Annotated in this window: 14 protein-coding genes, 1 tRNA gene and 2 riboswitches; of the genes, 4 read left to right on the top strand and 11 right to left on the bottom strand. The window is 39.0% G+C overall.

Annotated elements, in window-relative coordinates; genetic code table 11:
- Positions 1 to 284: 284 nt before the first annotated feature.
- A riboswitch (cyclic di-AMP (ydaO/yuaA leader) is annotated at positions 285 to 439 on the top strand.
- Positions 440 to 573: 134 nt separating this feature from the next.
- A complete protein-coding gene (locus D1B32_RS15105) occupies positions 574 to 1,842 on the top strand; it encodes a cation:dicarboxylate symporter family transporter (RefSeq protein ID WP_095311614.1) in 1,269 nt (422 codons plus the stop codon).
- A 120-nt stretch (positions 1,843 to 1,962) separates the two neighbouring features.
- Here the strand turns inward: D1B32_RS15105 and D1B32_RS15100 are convergent.
- Positions 1,963 to 2,035: transfer RNA gene (locus D1B32_RS15100), tRNA-Ala, on the bottom strand.
- A 235-nt stretch (positions 2,036 to 2,270) separates the two neighbouring features.
- On the opposite strand from D1B32_RS15100, the gene D1B32_RS15095 reads away from it, so the two are divergent.
- The 3 genes from D1B32_RS15095 (at position 2,271) to panF (ending at position 8,493) form a co-directional block, all read left to right on the top strand.
- Complete coding sequence (locus D1B32_RS15095) at positions 2,271 to 6,566, top strand: 5'-nucleotidase C-terminal domain-containing protein (RefSeq protein ID WP_118889774.1); 4,296 nt, start codon at positions 2,271 to 2,273, stop codon at positions 6,564 to 6,566.
- 203 nt (positions 6,567 to 6,769) lie between these two features.
- Positions 6,770 to 7,057: a YhdT family protein gene (locus D1B32_RS15090; RefSeq protein WP_240033805.1), complete on the top strand. Its 288-nt coding sequence runs from the start codon at positions 6,770 to 6,772 to the stop codon at positions 7,055 to 7,057.
- Positions 7,054 to 8,493, top strand: a complete 1,440-nt coding sequence (gene panF / locus D1B32_RS15085) for a sodium/pantothenate symporter (RefSeq protein WP_095311620.1) — start codon at positions 7,054 to 7,056, stop codon at positions 8,491 to 8,493. The genes D1B32_RS15090 and panF overlap by 4 nt, the downstream gene beginning before the upstream one ends.
- Before the next feature lie 422 nt (positions 8,494 to 8,915).
- On the opposite strand, the gene D1B32_RS15080 is transcribed toward panF, so the two are convergent.
- The 10 genes from D1B32_RS15080 to D1B32_RS15035 form a co-directional block, all read right to left on the bottom strand.
- Complete coding sequence (locus D1B32_RS15080) at positions 8,916 to 10,901, bottom strand: acetoacetate--CoA ligase (protein WP_118889767.1); 1,986 nt, start codon at positions 10,899 to 10,901, stop codon at positions 8,916 to 8,918.
- Positions 10,902 to 11,043: 142 nt separating this feature from the next.
- Positions 11,044 to 12,195 (bottom strand): conserved virulence factor C family protein, encoded by a 1,152-nt coding sequence (locus D1B32_RS15075; protein ID WP_095311624.1) that lies wholly within the window; start codon positions 12,193 to 12,195, stop codon positions 11,044 to 11,046.
- Positions 12,196 to 12,205: 10 nt separating this feature from the next.
- Complete coding sequence (locus tag D1B32_RS15070) at positions 12,206 to 12,742, bottom strand: type 1 glutamine amidotransferase domain-containing protein (protein ID WP_095311626.1); 537 nt, start codon at positions 12,740 to 12,742, stop codon at positions 12,206 to 12,208.
- A gap of 138 nt (positions 12,743 to 12,880) precedes the next feature.
- Positions 12,881 to 13,309, bottom strand: a complete 429-nt coding sequence (locus D1B32_RS15065) for a DUF3021 domain-containing protein (RefSeq protein WP_095311628.1) — start codon at positions 13,307 to 13,309, stop codon at positions 12,881 to 12,883.
- The gene (locus D1B32_RS15060; protein WP_095311630.1) at positions 13,299 to 13,760 is read right to left on the bottom strand and encodes a LytTR family DNA-binding domain-containing protein; all 462 of its coding nucleotides are present in this window, start codon (positions 13,758 to 13,760) and stop codon (positions 13,299 to 13,301) included. Before D1B32_RS15060 ends, D1B32_RS15065 begins: the two co-directional genes overlap by 11 nt.
- Before the next feature lie 80 nt (positions 13,761 to 13,840).
- Positions 13,841 to 14,578, bottom strand: a complete 738-nt coding sequence (locus D1B32_RS15055; protein WP_095311632.1) for an ABC transporter permease — start codon at positions 14,576 to 14,578, stop codon at positions 13,841 to 13,843.
- Positions 14,553 to 15,488 (bottom strand): ABC transporter ATP-binding protein, encoded by a 936-nt coding sequence (locus D1B32_RS15050; protein WP_095311634.1) that lies wholly within the window; start codon positions 15,486 to 15,488, stop codon positions 14,553 to 14,555. Before D1B32_RS15050 ends, D1B32_RS15055 begins: the two co-directional genes overlap by 26 nt.
- A 222-nt stretch (positions 15,489 to 15,710) precedes the next feature.
- Positions 15,711 to 16,250 carry a phosphoribosyltransferase family protein gene (locus tag D1B32_RS15045; protein ID WP_095311636.1) on the bottom strand — a complete coding sequence of 180 codons (540 nt, stop codon included), beginning with the start codon at positions 16,248 to 16,250 and terminating at the stop codon, positions 15,711 to 15,713.
- A gap of 25 nt (positions 16,251 to 16,275) precedes the next feature.
- On the bottom strand, positions 16,276 to 17,349 hold the full coding sequence (locus tag D1B32_RS15040) for a guanine permease (protein ID WP_095311638.1): 1,074 nt from the start codon (positions 17,347 to 17,349) through the stop codon (positions 16,276 to 16,278).
- 77 nt (positions 17,350 to 17,426) lie between these two features.
- A riboswitch (purine riboswitch) is annotated at positions 17,427 to 17,528 on the bottom strand.
- Between the two features lie 163 nt (positions 17,529 to 17,691).
- Positions 17,692 to 18,141, bottom strand: a complete 450-nt coding sequence (locus D1B32_RS15035) for a YueI family protein (protein WP_095311640.1) — start codon at positions 18,139 to 18,141, stop codon at positions 17,692 to 17,694.
- Between the last annotated feature and the right edge of the window lie 150 nt (positions 18,142 to 18,291).

Raw genomic sequence — 18,291 nt, 5'->3', positions numbered from 1 at the left:
TACACCGCCATGAACAGAAATCAAACAGTAGATAATAAAAATAATCCAAAGCAAAATGGTTCCGATCATCAAAAACCGATGATCGGAACCATTTTTCAGTAATTTAGGCTAGTTATGTCTCAGCCTCATTTTTATGAAAAGCAACGGATTATATTGCTTGTATAGAGATCGATATTAACCACTGATTCCTGCGTTTTCCCAATTAGTATATTTAAATTTACTTTAACTACTAAAAATTTACTATTTACAAAAGTAACGTTTTAGTAGTATGATAGTAAAGCATTTTATATGCTTCGCTTAATCTTATTGTAAGAGCGGGGGACCCAATCATTACGGCGGAATTTCCGCGTGGGGTGAATCCTATTACGGAGGGGCTTACTTTACTGTTTCCTTAGTCCTAACCCGAAAGCTAACCTCGTCAGCGTTTAACGGAAACAAAAGAGTATAGGATAACGTGCGAATTGACACAACCCGTGTCTTTTTTTTGTTCGTCAATTCACGTTTCTAGTCAAATCATCTTTGTTTCCCTTGCCTAGGCAGACACATTTAACTAACAAGAAGGTAGGGTAATCAATGAAGAAATTTAGATTAAGTTTGGCCAATCAAATTTTTATTGGTCTAATTTTAGGTGTTATTGTTGGTGGTATTTTCTACGGAAGTGAAACAGCGCAAAGTATCTTACAGCCATTTGGCGATCTGTTCCTTCGTTTAATTAAAATGATTGTTGTTCCAATTGTACTATCTAGTATTATCGTTGCAATTGCTGGTGTTGGAGATTTGAAATCTGTTGGGAAACTAGGCGGTAAGTCATTAACTTACTTTATTGGTATGACATTAGTTGCAATTGCGGTTGGTCTAATCTCAGCTAACATATTCCAGCCTGGTACTGGATTAAACATGGAAAGCCTGCAGCAAAGTGAAATTTCAGGTTATGTCGAAACTTCAGAAGATCAAGAAGGCAAGTCGATTGCGGATACGCTTTTGCATATAGTACCTACAAATCCAGTACAAGCGATGGTTGAAGGGGACATGCTGGCGATCATCTTCTTTGCAGTTGTATTTGGTCTTGGAATTGCAGCAATTGGAGATAAAGGTAAGCCGGTACTTCGATTCTTCGAAGGTACAGCGAATGCTATGTTCTATGTTACAAACCTATTTATGAAGTATGCACCAATTGGTGTATTTGCTTTAATTGGTGTAACGATCTCTAAATATGGTTTTACCTCATTGATTCCATTAGGCAAGTTAGCCCTTACTGTTTACGGAACCATGATATTCTTTGTCATTGTTGTGTTAGGTTTAATGGCTAAAATTGTTGGAATAAATATCTTTAAATTATTAAAGCTGATTAAAGAAGAATTAATTTTAGCATTTTCAACGTCAAGTTCAGAAACCGTGCTTCCGAGAATTATGGACAAGATGGAGCAGGCCGGAAGTCCAAAACACATTGCCACGTTTGTTATCCCAACGGGTTACTCTTTTAACTTAGATGGGTCTGTTTTATATCAAGCGATCGCGTCGCTATTTATTGCACAGATGTTTGGTATAGAATTAAGTATTTGGCAGCAAATTACATTGATGTTAGTCTTGATGGTTACTTCTAAAGGAATGGCTGGTGTACCAGGTGTATCCTTTGTCGTGTTACTCGCTACATTCAGCACGATTGGATTACCTGCTGAAGGGTTAGCATTTATTGCTGGTATCGACCGTATTCTTGATATGGGGCGTACTGCAGTTAATGTGGTAGGGAACTCATTAGCAGCACTCGTTATTGCTAAATGGGAAGGTCAATTTAACCCACCAGTTGAAGAACAGAAAGAAGTAGTGGATCAAGCGATATAATATAGTTGAAAAAACACTCGCAATGCTAGTTATGCTGTGAGTGTTTTTTTGAATTAAATTAGTAACAGGATATAAAAAAACACTTGATAGCAAGCATATGCATCAAGTGTTTTATATATATGGAGCATAGGGGGCTCGAACCCCTGACCTCTTGCATGCCATGCAAGCACTCTCCCAGCTGAGCTAATGCCCCGCGAATATTTATTATATATGCTTTCATTTGTTAAATCAACTCTATGTAATAGTAGATGGTGCTAAATTACTGTTTTAATAGTTTAATAGTCCTTATGTACTGAATTCACAATATATTTACATTTTTTTAATAGTATCACTGCGCCTCTTATGTCATATTTAAAGGGAAGCTGGAGAGGATTTTGTCATATGTCCTCATATCTAGCAAAAAATATCCTAAGAGATGGAGGATCATGATGAAAAGTGTTGCTTTCAGAAAAGTTTTCAGTATGTTTCTTATTTTAGTAATGCTGTCAGTAAACATTACACCTAGCTTTGTAACAACCGTTTCGGCACAAAGTGATGAAACAACAGCAGAGGACTTATTTATTTCGGAGTATATTGAGGGTAGTTCTTTTAATAAGGCAATTGAAATTTACAATGGTACAGGAAGTGCGGTAGATTTATCGAGTTATCAAGTGGAGTTGTACAGTAATGGTGCTTCTTCAGCAAGCCAGACATTATCACTTTCTGGGACACTTGAAAACGATGATGTACTTGTTCTTGCACATACTAGTGCAGAACAGGCAATTCTGGATCAGGCAGATGTGGTAAATGGATCGATTATCAATTTCAATGGAGACGACGCATTTGCATTGAAAAAAGATGAAGCGATCATCGATATGCTTGGTGAAATTGGCGTTCGTGATAATTTTGCTGCTGACGTTACGTTAGTGAGAGATGCATCGATTACTGCTCCATCAGAAACATATGATGGAGGACAGTGGAATGATTATGAGCGTAATACATTTGCATATCTTGGCAGTCATACGATGGATGGTGCTGGGGAAATTGATCCTCCGGAAGAACCTGCTGATCCTGACGAAGTATCTTCAATCGGTGATGCACGTGAATTAAGTGATGGTACGAATGTAATGGTAGAAGGAATTGTAACAGTGGATAATGCTGCAATCAGTAACGGAGCACAGTTTACGACATACATACAAGATGAGACTGGCGGCATTAATTTATTTTCTTATGAACAAGGCGATTTACCCGATCTTGTAAAAGGTGATCGAGTACAAATTGTTGGAGAATTGGCTAGCTATAACGGTTTAAAAGAGATTGTGCCAGCTTCAATCGAAATATTAGAGTCAGATCAGGCGTTGCCGGAAGCGCAAACAATAACCTTGGAAGATCTTCAAGATCCTGCGATTGCGGAATCGTATGAAGGACAGTTAGTACAAGTAAATGGTTATATTAATACTATTCCAGGTAGTCCCGCTGGCGGTGGATACAATGTTTCGTTAGTTGACACTGAATTCAATGGAACAACATTGCGTGTGATGGAAAACGCGCTTGATATTTCTCAAGTGGAGTCTGGTTTATGGTATGACATTACGGCGATTGTAAGTCAGTATAATACGTATCAGCTGATTCCTACTGGACAGGAAGACTTGCAGGTAGCTGTTGATCAGCCAGAAGCCCCGACTTCCGCAGGCTACTATGAAACTACTGTAGAAAGCGTAACAGATGGGGATACAATTCGTGTTGCAAACCCTGTATTTGGAGAAAAGAGAGTACGCTTTTTGAATATGGACACTGCGGAGACGTATGCAGCGAAAAATAAAGATCCAGAACGAGCGGAAATCAATGAAAATCAAAAATATTATGGGGATCGAGCGACAGATTATATTCGTGAATTGATTCAGCCTGGTGACGAAATTTATTTAAAGGTTGGAGATGAACCAACAGATGACTACGGAAGAATTTTGGCAGAAGTAATTCGCAAGGAAGATCAATTAAACATTAATTTAGAAATGGTCGAGGCGGGTTATGCATCTACTTATTTCCTTGCACCAGTTGATGAAGAAGCATACCCAATGTATCAGCAAGCCGTAAAAGAAGCGAAGGATGCAGGGTTAGGAATTTGGAATCCAGAAGATCCTTTATTGGAGCTTCCATTTGCATTCCGTGCGAACGATGATCAGAAAGGTTTTTTAAGGTATGTTGGAAACTCAGAAACAATGGAGTATGTAGAACCGAATAGTTGGGAAGACGTCCCAGTTGATAAGCGTATTTTCTTTACAAGTGCAGAGGAAGCAGAATCCTATGGCTATACACCGATTACTGAGGAAGAAGTTCCGAATGAGGATGAGGACCTACTAGAACTTCAACTGCTAAGCTTAAATGATTTACACGGAAAAATTGATCAGGAATATTCGCTCGATCCAGATGGGGATAGCGTATATGATATGTATGGGCGTATGGATTATACGGCAACAGCAATGAAAGAACGCGAGCAAGAAAATGAACATACATTAATTGTTCATGCTGGAGATATGATTGGTGGAAGCTCTCCGGTTTCTGGATTACTCCAGGATGAACCAACTGTCGAAATTATGGAAGCAATCGGCTTTGATGTTGGAACCGTTGGGAACCATGAATTTGATGAAGGATTAGATGAATTGCTTCGAATGGTAAATGGTGGAGACCATCCGGAAGGAAAAGGTACAGAAGGGTATGCTGGAATGAGCTTTCCGGTACTTTGTGCAAACTGTGTTTATGATGATACAGGTGAACCCTTTTTAGACGCATACCATATTGAGGAAGTAGATGGTGTGAAAGTTGGATTTATTGGTGTTAACACAGTTGAAACGGTAAACATGGTTATGCCTGCGTCATTGGAAAATGTAGCATTTACAGATGAAACAGAAGCGGTGAATGCCGCAGCTGCTGAACTCACAGATCAAGGTGTGGAAGCAATTGTAGTCCTTGCCCATCTACCGGCCTATCAAACTGGTGATGTTGTGACAGGGGCGGCGGCAGACCTGGCGAATAATATTGATGATGCAGTTGATGTTATTTTTTCAGGACATAACCACGTTGTTAATAACGCGGTTGTCGATGATAAATTAATTGTCCAAGCATCTGAGTATGGAAAAGCCTTTGCAGATGTTGATCTCGTTATTGATCGTGAGACAGGGGACATTGTCGAAAAGGAAGCAGAAGTTGTCTTTGTAAAGCAAAGCGACTATACAGCCGATGAAAAAGTAGCTGGCATTCTAGATACGTATGCAGAGCGGATTGCGCCGATTATTAATGAAGTGATTGGCTATAATGCGCAAGATTTAACTGGCAGTTATACGAATGACGGTGATCATGGACTGGGAAATCTCCTTGCAGATGCGATGAACTGGTCGATGGAAAGTGATTTTGCCATGATGAATGGTGGTGGAATTAGGGACAGCCTGCTTGCAGGTGAAATAACGTGGGGCAACCTGTACAATATTCAACCGTTTGGAAACACATTGATGACGTTGGAGGTAACAGGAGCAGACCTCTATCCGATTATTAATGAACAGTTATCTCCAATTTATGGACCGGATTATAGTATTGCCGGATTGCATTATACATGGAATAAGGAATTGAATGAAGTTGTAGCTATCACTTTTCCAGATGGAACGCCGATTGATGAGGATGCAGTGTATACATTGACGGTAAATAATTATATGGGAACCTCAGACGGTCCGATAAATGATTTAGGGCAAAATCCAATCATGGGACCTGAAGACATTGAGGCAACAGTTGATTATGTTAAGCATTTAAACAGCTCAGAGTCGAATCCGATTGTATATGGAGCAGAGGGCAGGATTACGGAAACGGACGAAATCCCGGGAGAACCAAACCCGGAAGTACCGGAGGATCCTGACCCAGAAGAGCCTGAAAAGCCAGATACAGAGGTTCCTGATGATGGTGATAAGGACGGAGAAAAGGAACAACCAGGAGATTCTGATAAAACGAATAAAACAATAACAGTTCAACCAATTGTTCAAGACAATCAAGCGATTCTTGAAGAAGATGCGTTAGAGACAATTACAGAAAATGGAACGGTCATAATTGATTTAAATGAATCAGCAGACCTAACCTTAATTGAGATTGTATTGAGCAGCGAGCAAGTAAAAGAATTGAAAGCTAAAAATGCGGTTCTACGTATTGAAAAAGGTGATGTCTCTTTAGAAATTCCAGCCTCAGTATTTACAAATGGCGATGAAGCAGTAACGATCGTAATTGATAGACTTGATGCGGTTCCAAATGCGCTAAGTAATGTATATGATTTCTCCATTACACAGGGAAATCAACGGATAAGTGAATTCGAAGACGCGATCACATTAATCTTCGAGGCAGATGCAACAAAGATAGAAAGCGAAGAAAATGTGAAGCTGTTTTACCTGAATGAAACCGATAATCTCTGGGAGGCTGTTGGTGGTAATTATGAAAATGGTAAAATAAGTGCAAAAACAAATCATTTCAGTACATTCGCTGTTTTTGAATTAGAAACTTCTGCAGGGGATGAGAATGAGAAGGGTGTTCTTGGTAATCAAAATACGATTGATGGAACAAATGGCTCGAACGGCTCAGCTAATACTGGAACTGGAAATATATTACCGAATACGGCAACAAACACATTTAATTATTTGATTGCAGGGGTTCTTTTTATCCTAATCGGTGGTGCCATCTACCTTAGTAAGCGAAAAAAGATTGTACAGTAGAATAATAGATAAAGGATAATATTGAGAACTTCATAATCAGAAGGGGTTTAATCATGTTGGCATGGTTAAACCCCTTCTATTTTTCAAAAAAATTCTATGTGAATAACGTGTTCAGCATATAATAGCCCCACAATGTTTACAGATCCCTTCTAGTTAATATAATATGGTTAGTATGAAAAAGGGGGACCTTCAATATGAAAAAAATGAACATGAATCAGGATGATTATCGATATAAAATTGCGAATAGAGAAGCATTAATAGGGATTGGAATTGTCATTATTAACTTTATTTGGTGGTATGGATTTGCATATGGATTAGGAAGTAAAAATCCGGCAGAATATACTTATATTCTAGGGTTGCCTGCCTGGTTTTTTTATAGCTGTGTCCTTGGCTTTGTTGTCATGGTGCTACTGATTTGGCTTGTGATAAAGTTGTTTTTTATAGATATTCCATTAGATGAATTAGATGATAAGGAGAATAAGCAGCTATGAATTGGCAAGCAATATTACCATTAGTATTATTTTTAATTATTGTATTCGCAGTTGGTATGTGGGCAGGAAAATATGTAAAACGATCGGATTCCTTCCTGCAGGAATATTTTCTTGGGGGAAGAAGCTTAGGTGGCTTTGTGCTAGCAATGACATTGGTTACAACGTATGGAAGTGCTAGTAGCTTCTTAAGCGGGCCAGGAGCAGCATATAACCAGGGGCTTGGTTGGGTATTGCTGTCTACTTCCCAGATTGCTACAGGTTATTTTGTGTTAATGATACTAGGGAAAAAATTTGCCATTGTAACACGCAAATATAAAGCAGTGACAATTGTAGACTTTTTAAAAAGTCGTTACGAATCCAAATGGGTCGTGTTATTGTCTTCATTAAGTATTTTAATTTTCCTGTTTTCTGCGATGTCTGCTCAATGGATTGGTGGCGGTCGTTTGATTCAATCATTAACAGGCCTATCCTATATTGCATCATTATTTATATTCTCGGTATCTGTTCTCGTTTATGTTATTATTGGTGGGTTTCGTGCTATTGCAATAACAGATGCAATTCAAGGAATTGTGATGTTCGCAGGAACGTTAATCCTGCTCATTGCAGTTATCATCGCGGGTGGAGGAGTCCCTGCAATCATTGCTGATCTTGCAGCAGAAAATCCAAATCTAATTACACCATTTGGTGCAAATGCTGATTTAACACCTGCATATGTTTCCTCGTTCTGGGTCCTTGTTGGTGTTGGTGTTGTCGCGCTGCCGCAAATTGCTGTGCGTGCGATGTCCTATAAAAATTCAAGGTCGATGCATCGTGGAATTATTATAAGTACGATTGTTGTTGGTTTTATTATGCTTAACATGCATTTGATTGGTGTGTTTGCAAGACCTGTTATACCCGGTATAGAAGTTGGTGATACGGTAATGCCGCTTCTCGCGCAAACTGTATTGCCAAACTGGCTGTCCGGAATTGTCCTTGCGGCTCCAATGGCAGCGATTATGACAACTGTGAATTCATTATTATTACTAGTTAGTTCTACGATTGTGAAAGATGTCTATTTAAATTACATAGAACCTACTGCAAAGGAAAGAAAAGTAAAGTATTTAAGTATGTGGGTAACTGCATTGCTTGGAATCGTTGTGATTGTGATGTCTTTAAACCCACCTGACTTAATTATTTGGCTCAATCTATTCTCGATGGGTGGTCTCGAAGCTGCGTTTATTTGGCCAATTGTCATGGGTCTCTATTGGAAGAAGGGGAATAAATATGGTGCGATTGCATCGATGATCTTTGGTGTTGGAAGCTACATCCTATTTGAATCCTTTTATCCGCAGCCATTTGGAATGCATTCTGTTGTAACATCTATTGTAATTGCGTTTATTGCATATGTTACTGCAAGCCTAATGATGCAGAAAAAACACTTAGTTATAGAAGAATGAATATAGTTTTGTATTTAAAAATATCAGCCTTGAGGGGCTGGTATTTTTTTCAAATCTTGTATTTGCTAATTCTCTAAGCATAGAAATACATCTCTCGACTATTAAAGCACCATTCTTGTAAATAAAGCACCTCACCCGGCCATTAAAGCACCATTCTAGAATATAAAGCACCTCACCCGGCCATTAAAGCACCATCTAGAATATAAAGCACCTCACCCGGCCATTAAAGCACCATCTAGAATATAAAGCACCTCACCCGGCCATTAAAGCACCATCCTAGAATATAAAGCACCTATCCCAGCAATTAAGCCCCATACCAAAATATATAACCCACCTCACATCCCGGCTTCTACCTCTCCGGCCATAGAAAAAATAACGCACCCAAACAAATTCTCCTGCTAAAATAAGCAGGAGAGACTTTCTTAAACCTTCATTTCGTCTTTTGCAAACTGGACAAAATAATCAAGCGCTCTTCTATTACTCAGTGAACCTATGTTGACGACTTGTTCAACCGGTTTGCCCATGAGTATTTTTTTAATCGGTACTTCAAGTTTTTTACCGTTAAGTGTTTTCGGTATGTCGGTAACTTGATAGATTCCAGTCGGTACATGACGTGGCGAGCATTGGGTACGAATTTGTGTTTTAATGCGCCCTGAGATTTCATCAGTTAATTCAGCGCCATCCTTCATTACGACGAAAAGTGGTGTAGCTGAACTCCCGTCCTGGTTTGGAATATCAACTATTAAGCTATCAGAAACCTCTTTGACTTGATCGACAGCTCGATAAATTTCGCTCGTACCGATGCGGATTCCGCCACGGTTAATTGTTGCATCTGAGCGACCGTAAATAATCCCAGTATGACGATTTGTAATTTTTAAGTAGTCACCATGGCACCAAATTCCTGGAAATACATCAAAGTAGCTTTCGTGTAATCGAGTACCATCAGGGTCATTCCAGAAATAAATTGGCATAGAAGGGAAGGGCGCTGTTAGTACGAGCTCTCCAATTGCATCTATTTCCGGTTTTCCTTGGTCATTAAAGCTCTCTATTTTAGCGCCGAGTCCCATACATTGTAGTTCACCAGCATACACTGGAAGAATCGGTGCACCTAAAATAAATGCTGTACACACATCCGTTCCACCACTGACAGAAGCAATCCACAGGTCACTTTTTACGTGGTCATAGCACCACCCAAACGCTTCAGGTGGCAAAGGAGAACCGGTCGAGCTGATATTGGATAGATGGCTTAAATCAAATTCCTTCCCTGGTTCAAGACTATCTTTCATACTTGCTGTTAGGAAGCTTGCACTTGTACCGAAAGCTGTCATTTTTGTCTGTTCAGCAAACCTCCAAAGCCACTTATTGTCCGGATAGGCTGGGCTTCCATCATAGAGGATAATTGTACTTCCACTAAGCAAACCGCCGATAAGAAAATTCCACATCATCCAACCTGTCGTAGTAAACCAGAAGAAACGTGTGTCCTCACCTAGGTCCATATGGAAAGTTGCAGCTTTTAAATGTTCTAGTAAAATACCGCCTTGACTTTGTACAATAGGTTTCGGCTTTCCTGTCGTTCCAGATGAATAAAGCACCCATAGAGGGTCATTAAATGGAACATGTTCGTATGTTAAGCTTTTGTCACCGTTATTTGTAGTTGCATCCGACCATTGAATTGGACTTTTTAGCTTATTAAAATCTGTCTGTTCATTCAAATAAGGGATCGTGATAGTAGCTTCAATTGTTGGTAATGCTTCTTGAATGTTCGCTACAACCTCCGTGCGGTCGAAATTTTTTCCGTTGTAGCTATATCCATCAACTGTTATCATTACTTTTGGTTCGATTTGCTTAAAACGATCAATCACACTTTGTGTACCAAAGTCTGGAGAAGCACTTGACCAAATCGCTCCGAGGCTCGCTGTTGCTAGAAAGGCTACAACTGTCTCATAAATGTTTGGTACGTAGGCAACAACACGATCCCCCTTTTGGACGCCTAATTTTTTTAGTGTCTGTTGGAAAGCGACTGTATCTATATATAATTGCCCCCATGTCACCTCTTGTGTAGCTCGATGTTCTGATGCATGTATAATAGCTGGCTTGTTCAAATCTCTATCTCTGAAAATATGCTCCGTGTAGTTAATCATAGCCCCAGGAAACCATGTCGTTCCTGGCATCTCACGAGAGGTAAGGATCGCATCATAGGATTGTTTCGACCTGATGTTAAAATATTCCCATTGGGACTCCCAAAATGCTTCTAAATTATGGACAGACCATTCCCATAAGGCGTGATAGTCATCAAAATAAAGTCCTTTTTCTTTCTTTAGCCAATCGATATATTTATATAAGTTTGATTGCTTCTTTCTTTGTTTATCTGGTTTCCATAATAGCGTACCTTCCTTAACGCTCTCCACTTAATCGCCTCCTGAAAATTAAGATGATTACTACTATTATATGAAATCGCTTTCCAAGTGTAAAGGAGCCTGAAACTTTATGCTTACGTACGCTTTAGCGTGAATTTGATATGCATGAGTAAAGCTGATTGGCGCATCTGGCTCAATCAGCTTTTTGTGTAGCTTGTGTCATTTGATGCCAAACAGATCCTTTGGCTTCTGCGCCACCTTGAATGCGCTCCAATGCTAGTTTGATTTGCATTCGAACTTCAAATTCAGGATCATCTGCAGCTGTTTCCAGAGCTGGAATGGCAGTTTCATCACCTAATTCATATAAGAACATTGCCGCTCGCCAGCGTACAATTCGACTAGGGTCCGAAAGCGTCGTAATCATTTCTGACGTTGCTTCTTTAAACCCAAGATCAGATATACAATCACCAGCAGTTCGTCTAACTGTGACAGACTTATCTTTTAAGGCTTTATACAAATAAGGTAGCACCTCTGGTTCCTCAATCATTCCGAGATATGCTGTTGCTAGCCTTCGAATGGATGACTTTTCATCATTTAACGCTTTATCAAGTAATGGCAAGTCGCTTGGTGTTGGATCAAAACGATCAAGTGCCGCATAACGTACCTTCCAGTTTGGATCATCAAGGACTTCAAGTGTCAATTGCTTTTTGGGTCTTGACTCTTGAGAATGAGAACTTGACGACGCTTGATTCTCGAATGCTAGTTTGACTAGCTCATCTAATCGGTCCTTATCGTAGCTTGCTGCAAGCTCTTCAACAATCTCTTCTCCTACTTCTTCCATCGTTCCATATCTTGGATGCTGTTCAACCCATTTACGATCCATAATTACATTGGGAGAGGAGGGAGAGGCTTCCATAATTGCTTGACTAAAACGTTCAGGAAGACCAAAACGTTTTTCCTCCGAACCATCCTCTAATTTTACTTGCATCGGTATGCTGCGGAACATTTGAATAAAGACTTTAATCTCTCCAAAAGCTTCTTCATTGTTCTGCTGCATATTTGGAGTTAAATCATCATTCGTTTCTTCTGTCCCTAATACTGCACGAACTTTCGGTAACAGCTCTTCCCAAGCGGTTTTAGGGTTGCGTGCAAGCGCAATAAAATCAACCACACGATAAATATTTTGGACTCCCTTAATAGTAAAGAGTTGTTTAACATAGCTTGGTGCATCCTCGAGATTATCTTTTTCGTTATAATTATAATTTTCGCCTGCAGGCAAGGATTCATTGACATTTATTTTCATCGAGTGTGGACTTGGTGTTGGTTCAATCGATAAAATTTTCATTCAAAACACCTCAATCAGAGCGGTTTGCTTCTGCCAGCTTATCAGCAAAAGCTTTCATGTAGGCTGGTAAATCTGGTGGACGGCGACTGGAAATGATATGGCCATCAACGACAACCGCTTCATCACTCCAAGTAGCGCCTGCGTTTGTCATATCGTCTTTTATCCCTGGAGTACTTGTAACATGCTTGCCTTGTAAAATATTTGCAGAAATAAGCACCCAGCCAGCATGGCAAATTTGCCCGATTGGTTTCTTGGCTTTATCCATGACACGGATAAAATCCAGCACTTCTGGATAGCGTCTCAATTTATCCGGTGCCCAGCCGCCAGGTACAAGAATAGCATCGTAATCTTCTGCTTCAATATCGGTAAATGCATAAGCGGATTCTGCGGGAACACCATATTTACCAATATATTTATGGTTGGCTTCCTTACCAACTAAATCAACTTGTGCACCTTCTTCTTGAAGGCGTAAAATTGGGTACCAAAGTTCAAGATCCTCGAAATCTTCTTCAACAAGTGCAATTACTTTTTTGTCCTTTAATCGCATGTAATCCCTCCGTTTCTTATTATCATTAGTGTAACAGAGGTTGGGTATCATTTCGATTATCAAGCATTTAGATAAAGGTTATGTATGGGGGAAGCGAGTCTAAAATAAACTCGCTTCGATTTGGTGAGTATTTAATCCTCAAGGCTCACGTGAATTCTCATTTCTTTTTTTTAACTGCTCATTTAAAGAAACTTCAAGCTTTTTATAGTATAGATAATATCCCGTTCCAAAAAGGGAATAGGTAACAATGAATGCTAGCAAACTTCCTATAATTGGCCAAAATCCAAATGGTACCCAGCCAACGGAAAAGGCGATAACATAGTAAAATAAGATGGAGACGCTAAAATGCACGATAGTCCTTTTCATGTAACTCCATTCATTTCCCATATATATAAATGAAGACAGTCCAAAATAAACACCGATCGTCATACTTGCCAGCATATGCATCCAAATCTCTGAAGCGGAGGTGGGATGATCGTTAATAACAACAATAGTTATTGCGATAAATGTAAAAACACATGCAAACCCTAGTCCAATCATCGTTCTTTTTAGTATTTCAACCACCATTCGATTCCCCTCCATTCATCAGATTTTCTTTAATAGGTGCTACATATTTTCTTGTGATATATGCTTTATTTCCCGAACGAAAATAGACACAAAGATTCCCATTGAAGGATAATTCAAAGCGTTCTATTTGATTCAGGTTACCAATAACAGATTTTGAAAACCGCATATAATCGTATGGAGCTAAGATTTCTTCTGCTTCATACAATTTCATTTTTAGTTCCAATTGTCGATTTGCCAGGCTTGCGAAGACCTTTCTTTGCTCGGCATAAATAAAATCAATCTCTTTCGGATCAAGCAGGATTGTTTGCTCAGAGTCACTGGCAAATAACCGGGGTGTTCTACGCTTCTTAATTATTTTTACAATTTCTTCTAGCTCTTCCGTCCATTCCTTTGCTTGAATCGTTATTTGTGTTTCCGCGTGTTTATTATCAATATCGATATTAAATTTCAATTGCCATTCCCCCTTTGGCATATAGCAAGCAGATAGTTTTATTATATCGCAAAAGCGAGAATGGCGAATCACAAATCCTGCTAATTGGCTTCCTCATTCCTTCGTACAAGAGCTGAAATTACCATAAATCCAATCAAATAGCCGCCTAAGATAAGAACACTTTTTATACTTGGAGCATTCCCACGAATAATCTCCCAGGCACCATTACCAAAGTGATAGGATGGTAGCCATTCTGCCATGTCTTGCAGGAAAGTAGGGAAAATGTATATTGGAAACCACATCCCGCCAAGAATTGCTAATGCTAAATAGAGGATATTGCTAACCCCACTAGCAGTTTCCACTTTCTTCATGGAACCTACGAGTGTTCCGATGGCAAGAAATGGCAGGGAGGCAACCAGAATCCATAAACCCGAGAAGAACCACTGCGTGAATGTTAACGAAACACCGTTGATCAAATATCCTGCAATAAAGATAAGGATCACGGAAAATAAATGCATGACCGTTTGTCCGAACATCTTAGCGGTAAAATAAGCCCAAGCAGGTAATGGTGTTATCTTCATAAAGGAGGACCAGCCCTGTGTCCGTTCTTGTACCATGCGAATGCCAAACGTCATGATAGCCGATCCCATCACACTAAAGGCAGTCATTGACATTAAATAATGTGCTTGCCATAGTTCTACATCGGGAACATCTGCATTCACGATATTGGTAAAAATAAAATAAAACACAATTGGCATAAGCAGGCTCCAAAATACAAAATATGGATTACGGAAAATGCGAAGTACCTCTATCTTACATTGCATCGTTATGCTGTTCATTTATCTCTGCCTCCCCATTCGGTTTTGTTAAATGTTCAAACACTTCTTCTAATCGTCCTTGTTCAATTGCGATATCTTTAGCGTGTAAATCGAACTTGAATAATGATGCAAGAACTGTATCTGTCTCTTCCGTTACTGCGTAAATGCGATCGTCTTTTTGATAGCACTTGCTAACTATCGGAAGGGTTTGTAATTGCTGTATTGCTCTTTTGGCATCATTTGTTTGGAAGGACACATTTCGTATGGCGAGCTGCTGTTTAATAGCATTTGGGTGTCCGTCCGCGATAATTTCACCACGGTTAAATAAAATAATCCGTTCAGCCACATCATCTGCTTCTTGTAAATAATGTGTGGTAAAAATGATTGTTTTTCCCTTTTCCTTTAATGCATTTACTTTTTCCCAGAATAATCTCCTTGCCGTAATATCGAGTCCGACTGTTGGTTCATCAAAGAAAACAAGATCTGGATTTCCTGTCAGAGCAAGGGCGAAGCCAACCCGACGTTTTTGTCCACCAGATAATTTGTCAGCCCATTTGTTCAAGTCGTTCTTCTCTAATCCAGTTAAAGCAATTAATTCTTCCATGGAGAGCGGGGAAGGGTAGTAGCTACGAAAGAGGGCAATAACTTCATGAACTTTTAATTTGTCAACAACACTTACATCTTGAAGCATAGCTCCTATTTTTTCACGAACAGAAATGTGCTTTGGATGATGACGAAATAATTGAATATGCCCGGCACTAGGCTCGATTAACCCAAGCATCATAGAAACCATCGTCGTTTTCCCTGCACCATTTGGCCCGAGGATTGCTACAGTAGATCCCTTTTCAATGGAAAAGGAAACATTGTTTACTGCGGTTGTTTTACCGAAATTTCTTGTTACGTGTTGCACTTCAACAACAGGATTAGTCATGATATCTCCTCCAAATTTTCGATTTATTATCAGAAGTATAACAAGAATATTCTTTTATGAATTCTGAATTGAACTAACATGATCTGTATAATGTATGAGTGAACAGATTATATGTATGAAAGTTTGTTGAGTGTGGGGGTAGAGGGTTGTTTAATAAAATGGATATATGTTCGGAGTTTTGCGCGTGGAAAAAGACCTAGCGGGCGGCTAGGTCTTGGTAATTCAGTCTGTGAAAAGCGGTAGTTTCTCTATAAATAAAATATCATCACGATTTGCCGCTTCACCTTCAGCTAGAATGGCCGCCTTCGCGACAACATTTCCACCAGCTTTTTCCACCAATTCTTCTAAAGCTTTTAAGGATTCACCGGTGCTTATCACATCATCAATTAGAGCTACGCGCTGTCCTTTTATTCGCTCTACATCCTCTGTGTCCAAGCATAAGGTCTGTGTCTTTTGTGTTGTAATCGATTCAACTTCATGGACGATGGGACTGCTCATATAGGCTTTTATGCTTTTTCTAGCGACAACATATTTTGCCATGTTTAATTGTTTCGCAATTTCATAAACAAAAGGAATTCCCTTTGCCTCTGCTGTAACGAGAAGATCAACCTCAGGCAATTTTTCTGCTATTAGTGGTGCAGTCGTAGCAACCATTTCAGTATCACCTAGAATAACAAAGCTTGCGATTTTTAGATTTTCGTTTAATTGGATAATTGGCAAGTTACGTTTCAAACCTGCAATTTTGAGCTCATATGTGTTCATTCGAATACACTCTCCCACAATAATATTATATTCCAAAAATACCTAACAGCCATTCCATAATTACACCTGCTAGCAGGCCGAAAAATGGGTCGGAAATAGCAGTTACAATCATCGTAATACCACCGACAATATTAGAGCCAGCAGCATCCGCTGAAAGTGCTGCCTCGGCGTTGCCAGGTAGTGTAACGATTGCTCCAAGCACAAATAGAAATCCTGCAATTGAAGAACTCGGTACATACTTTCCGATTTTGGGAAGTAGTTTAAAAATAAGGATGATAGCCATTAGTGCCATCATCAAAACACCAGCCCATACTGCATGTGGTGCACTGGCTGTTGCGGAGATAATTACTTCAACGGGTCCGCCCCCGAATAAAGCAGAAGCCATATCCGCTAAGCTGCTAATAATGGTTAATGTATCTATATTTACATCTTGTGAAGCAATTTCTCCATTTATTTTTCCGAAGGCAATGTTAGCGCCGATATTTAAGCAAACTAAAGCTAAAGCACCACGGATTACCATTGGATTTAACGTTAATTTTTGCAATTTAAAACGATCATAAATTTTCTGCTTTAAATGATCGGGTGTATCTTTTTTCATAAAATAATAAACCACACTCGAGAGAATAACGGAAATTGTAATTGTGTATACAAGATCCTTTGTTACAATATACACGAATAGTGCACTAACAAAGGAGAAGCTACCAATTAAACGGTCTTTTCTTGCCATATCCCATGCAACTTTTGCAAGCATAAAGCCGACTCCAGCCATCATCCCATTTGTAATAACTGGACCAATCCATGTAACAATTTGTTCCATAAGACCAAATAAGCTAATAATTATTAAAATGAATGCACCGTAGAAGATCATTGATAACCGTTCACGCATATTATTACCCATTGTTCCAGCAACGGTTATTGTCTCTGCTTGGAATGATACAACAGCAACATTGCTTGTCATGGCATTTCCGAATGCGCCAATAATAAATGCTAACGCAGTAGGTACAGATGCAAATCCGAATGTTAATGCCAGTAATCCTTGTGGGAGTCCATTAAGCACACCACTAATTGCTGCTAGAATATCTTTAAGTATAAGTTCCATCTTGCTGCTCCTTTTCTTGCCTCAAGTTCATGAATGGTGGCTGTTTCCATAAAAAAAGCCGTTTAAATAAACGGTCATTTCATAGAAGCACCGTTCATAGTAGAGTAATTTACGGTTACTCCGTAGAGACTCTCAGACCATATTACTGAGATTATATGAGGTATTGTTTGTATTTACGTATGATAGATTAATTATATTACAAAACATATGATTTTTGAATGAAAAAGTGAAAAAAAACAAATATAAATGTTTTTAAGTTAGTAAATTACAAACTAAAAAAGGGTGGTAAAAATAAAATAGGCCGCAGCACAACTTATTGTGCGGCGACCTATTTTATTTTTTTTAGGAACCAAACCATTTCTTTATTTTACCGATAAAGCTCTTTGGCTGTTCTTTTGGTTCAGTCACTTCTTCATCGGGTTGCGCATCTTCAATAAAGATATTTTCTTTATCAATGGCGTAGTCATAAGTTAATACTGCACCGATATCTGTATCACTTTCGTTGTTTGTAATGGTTGTATAAGGAATATTATATTTATTAGCAAGTTCTTTTTCTTCTTTTAAAAAGCGAAAGGGAACATGCCCATTAATTAGTAATGTTGCTTTAGGGTTCTCTTTGATAGCTGCTTCCAATTTATGAAGGCCAGAATCAGACATAACCTGTCCGATTGTTAGAGCCAAAACAATTCGTTCTCTAAGTGTGCCTAGAAACTGAATTCGTTCGTGCTCTTTTGGTCGCCGTGTTCCGTACATTCCTTCTGTTAAATAATCATCGACGCTTTTGTTAGTCATTAGTTGTTCATCCTTTTTAAAAAATAATCTTACTTATAATTTATAATATTTTCACCGGAACTTCCAATGATAATCGATAAAACAACTAAGTTGTAACATATATAAGGCATAATTGTTAACGTAACGAAGCGACTCAATGATTAAATTGAA

It is taken from the genome of Oceanobacillus profundus, assembly GCF_003515705.1.
Taxonomy (GTDB): Bacteria; Bacillota; Bacilli; order Bacillales; family Amphibacillaceae; genus Oceanobacillus; species Oceanobacillus profundus.
The sequence above is the reverse complement of the archived record's forward strand: the minus strand, read 5'-3'. Positions and strand labels throughout refer to the sequence as shown.

Bases quoted from the DNA above. Each gene is read 5' to 3' on its own strand.
- D1B32_RS15105 (WP_095311614.1), top strand. From the start codon at position 574: ATGAAGAAATTTAGATTAAGTTTGGCCAATCAAATTTTTATTGGTCTA.
- D1B32_RS15095 (WP_118889774.1), top strand. From the start codon at position 2,271: ATGAAAAGTGTTGCTTTCAGAAAAGTTTTCAGTATGTTTCTTATTTTA.
- D1B32_RS15090 (WP_240033805.1), top strand. From the start codon at position 6,770: ATGAACATGAATCAGGATGATTATCGATATAAAATTGCGAATAGAGAA.
- panF (WP_095311620.1), top strand. From the start codon at position 7,054: ATGAATTGGCAAGCAATATTACCATTAGTATTATTTTTAATTATTGTA.
- D1B32_RS15075 (WP_095311624.1), bottom strand. From the start codon at position 12,195: ATGAAAATTTTATCGATTGAACCAACACCAAGTCCACACTCGATGAAA.
- D1B32_RS15070 (WP_095311626.1), bottom strand. From the start codon at position 12,742: ATGCGATTAAAGGACAAAAAAGTAATTGCACTTGTTGAAGAAGATTTC.
- D1B32_RS15065 (WP_095311628.1), bottom strand. From the start codon at position 13,309: ATGGTGGTTGAAATACTAAAAAGAACGATGATTGGACTAGGGTTTGCA.
- D1B32_RS15055 (WP_095311632.1), bottom strand. From the start codon at position 14,578: ATGAACAGCATAACGATGCAATGTAAGATAGAGGTACTTCGCATTTTC.
- D1B32_RS15050 (WP_095311634.1), bottom strand. From the start codon at position 15,488: ATGACTAATCCTGTTGTTGAAGTGCAACACGTAACAAGAAATTTCGGT.
- D1B32_RS15045 (WP_095311636.1), bottom strand. From the start codon at position 16,250: ATGAACACATATGAGCTCAAAATTGCAGGTTTGAAACGTAACTTGCCA.
- D1B32_RS15040 (WP_095311638.1), bottom strand. From the start codon at position 17,349: ATGGAACTTATACTTAAAGATATTCTAGCAGCAATTAGTGGTGTGCTT.
- D1B32_RS15035 (WP_095311640.1), bottom strand. From the start codon at position 18,141: ATGACTAACAAAAGCGTCGATGATTATTTAACAGAAGGAATGTACGGA.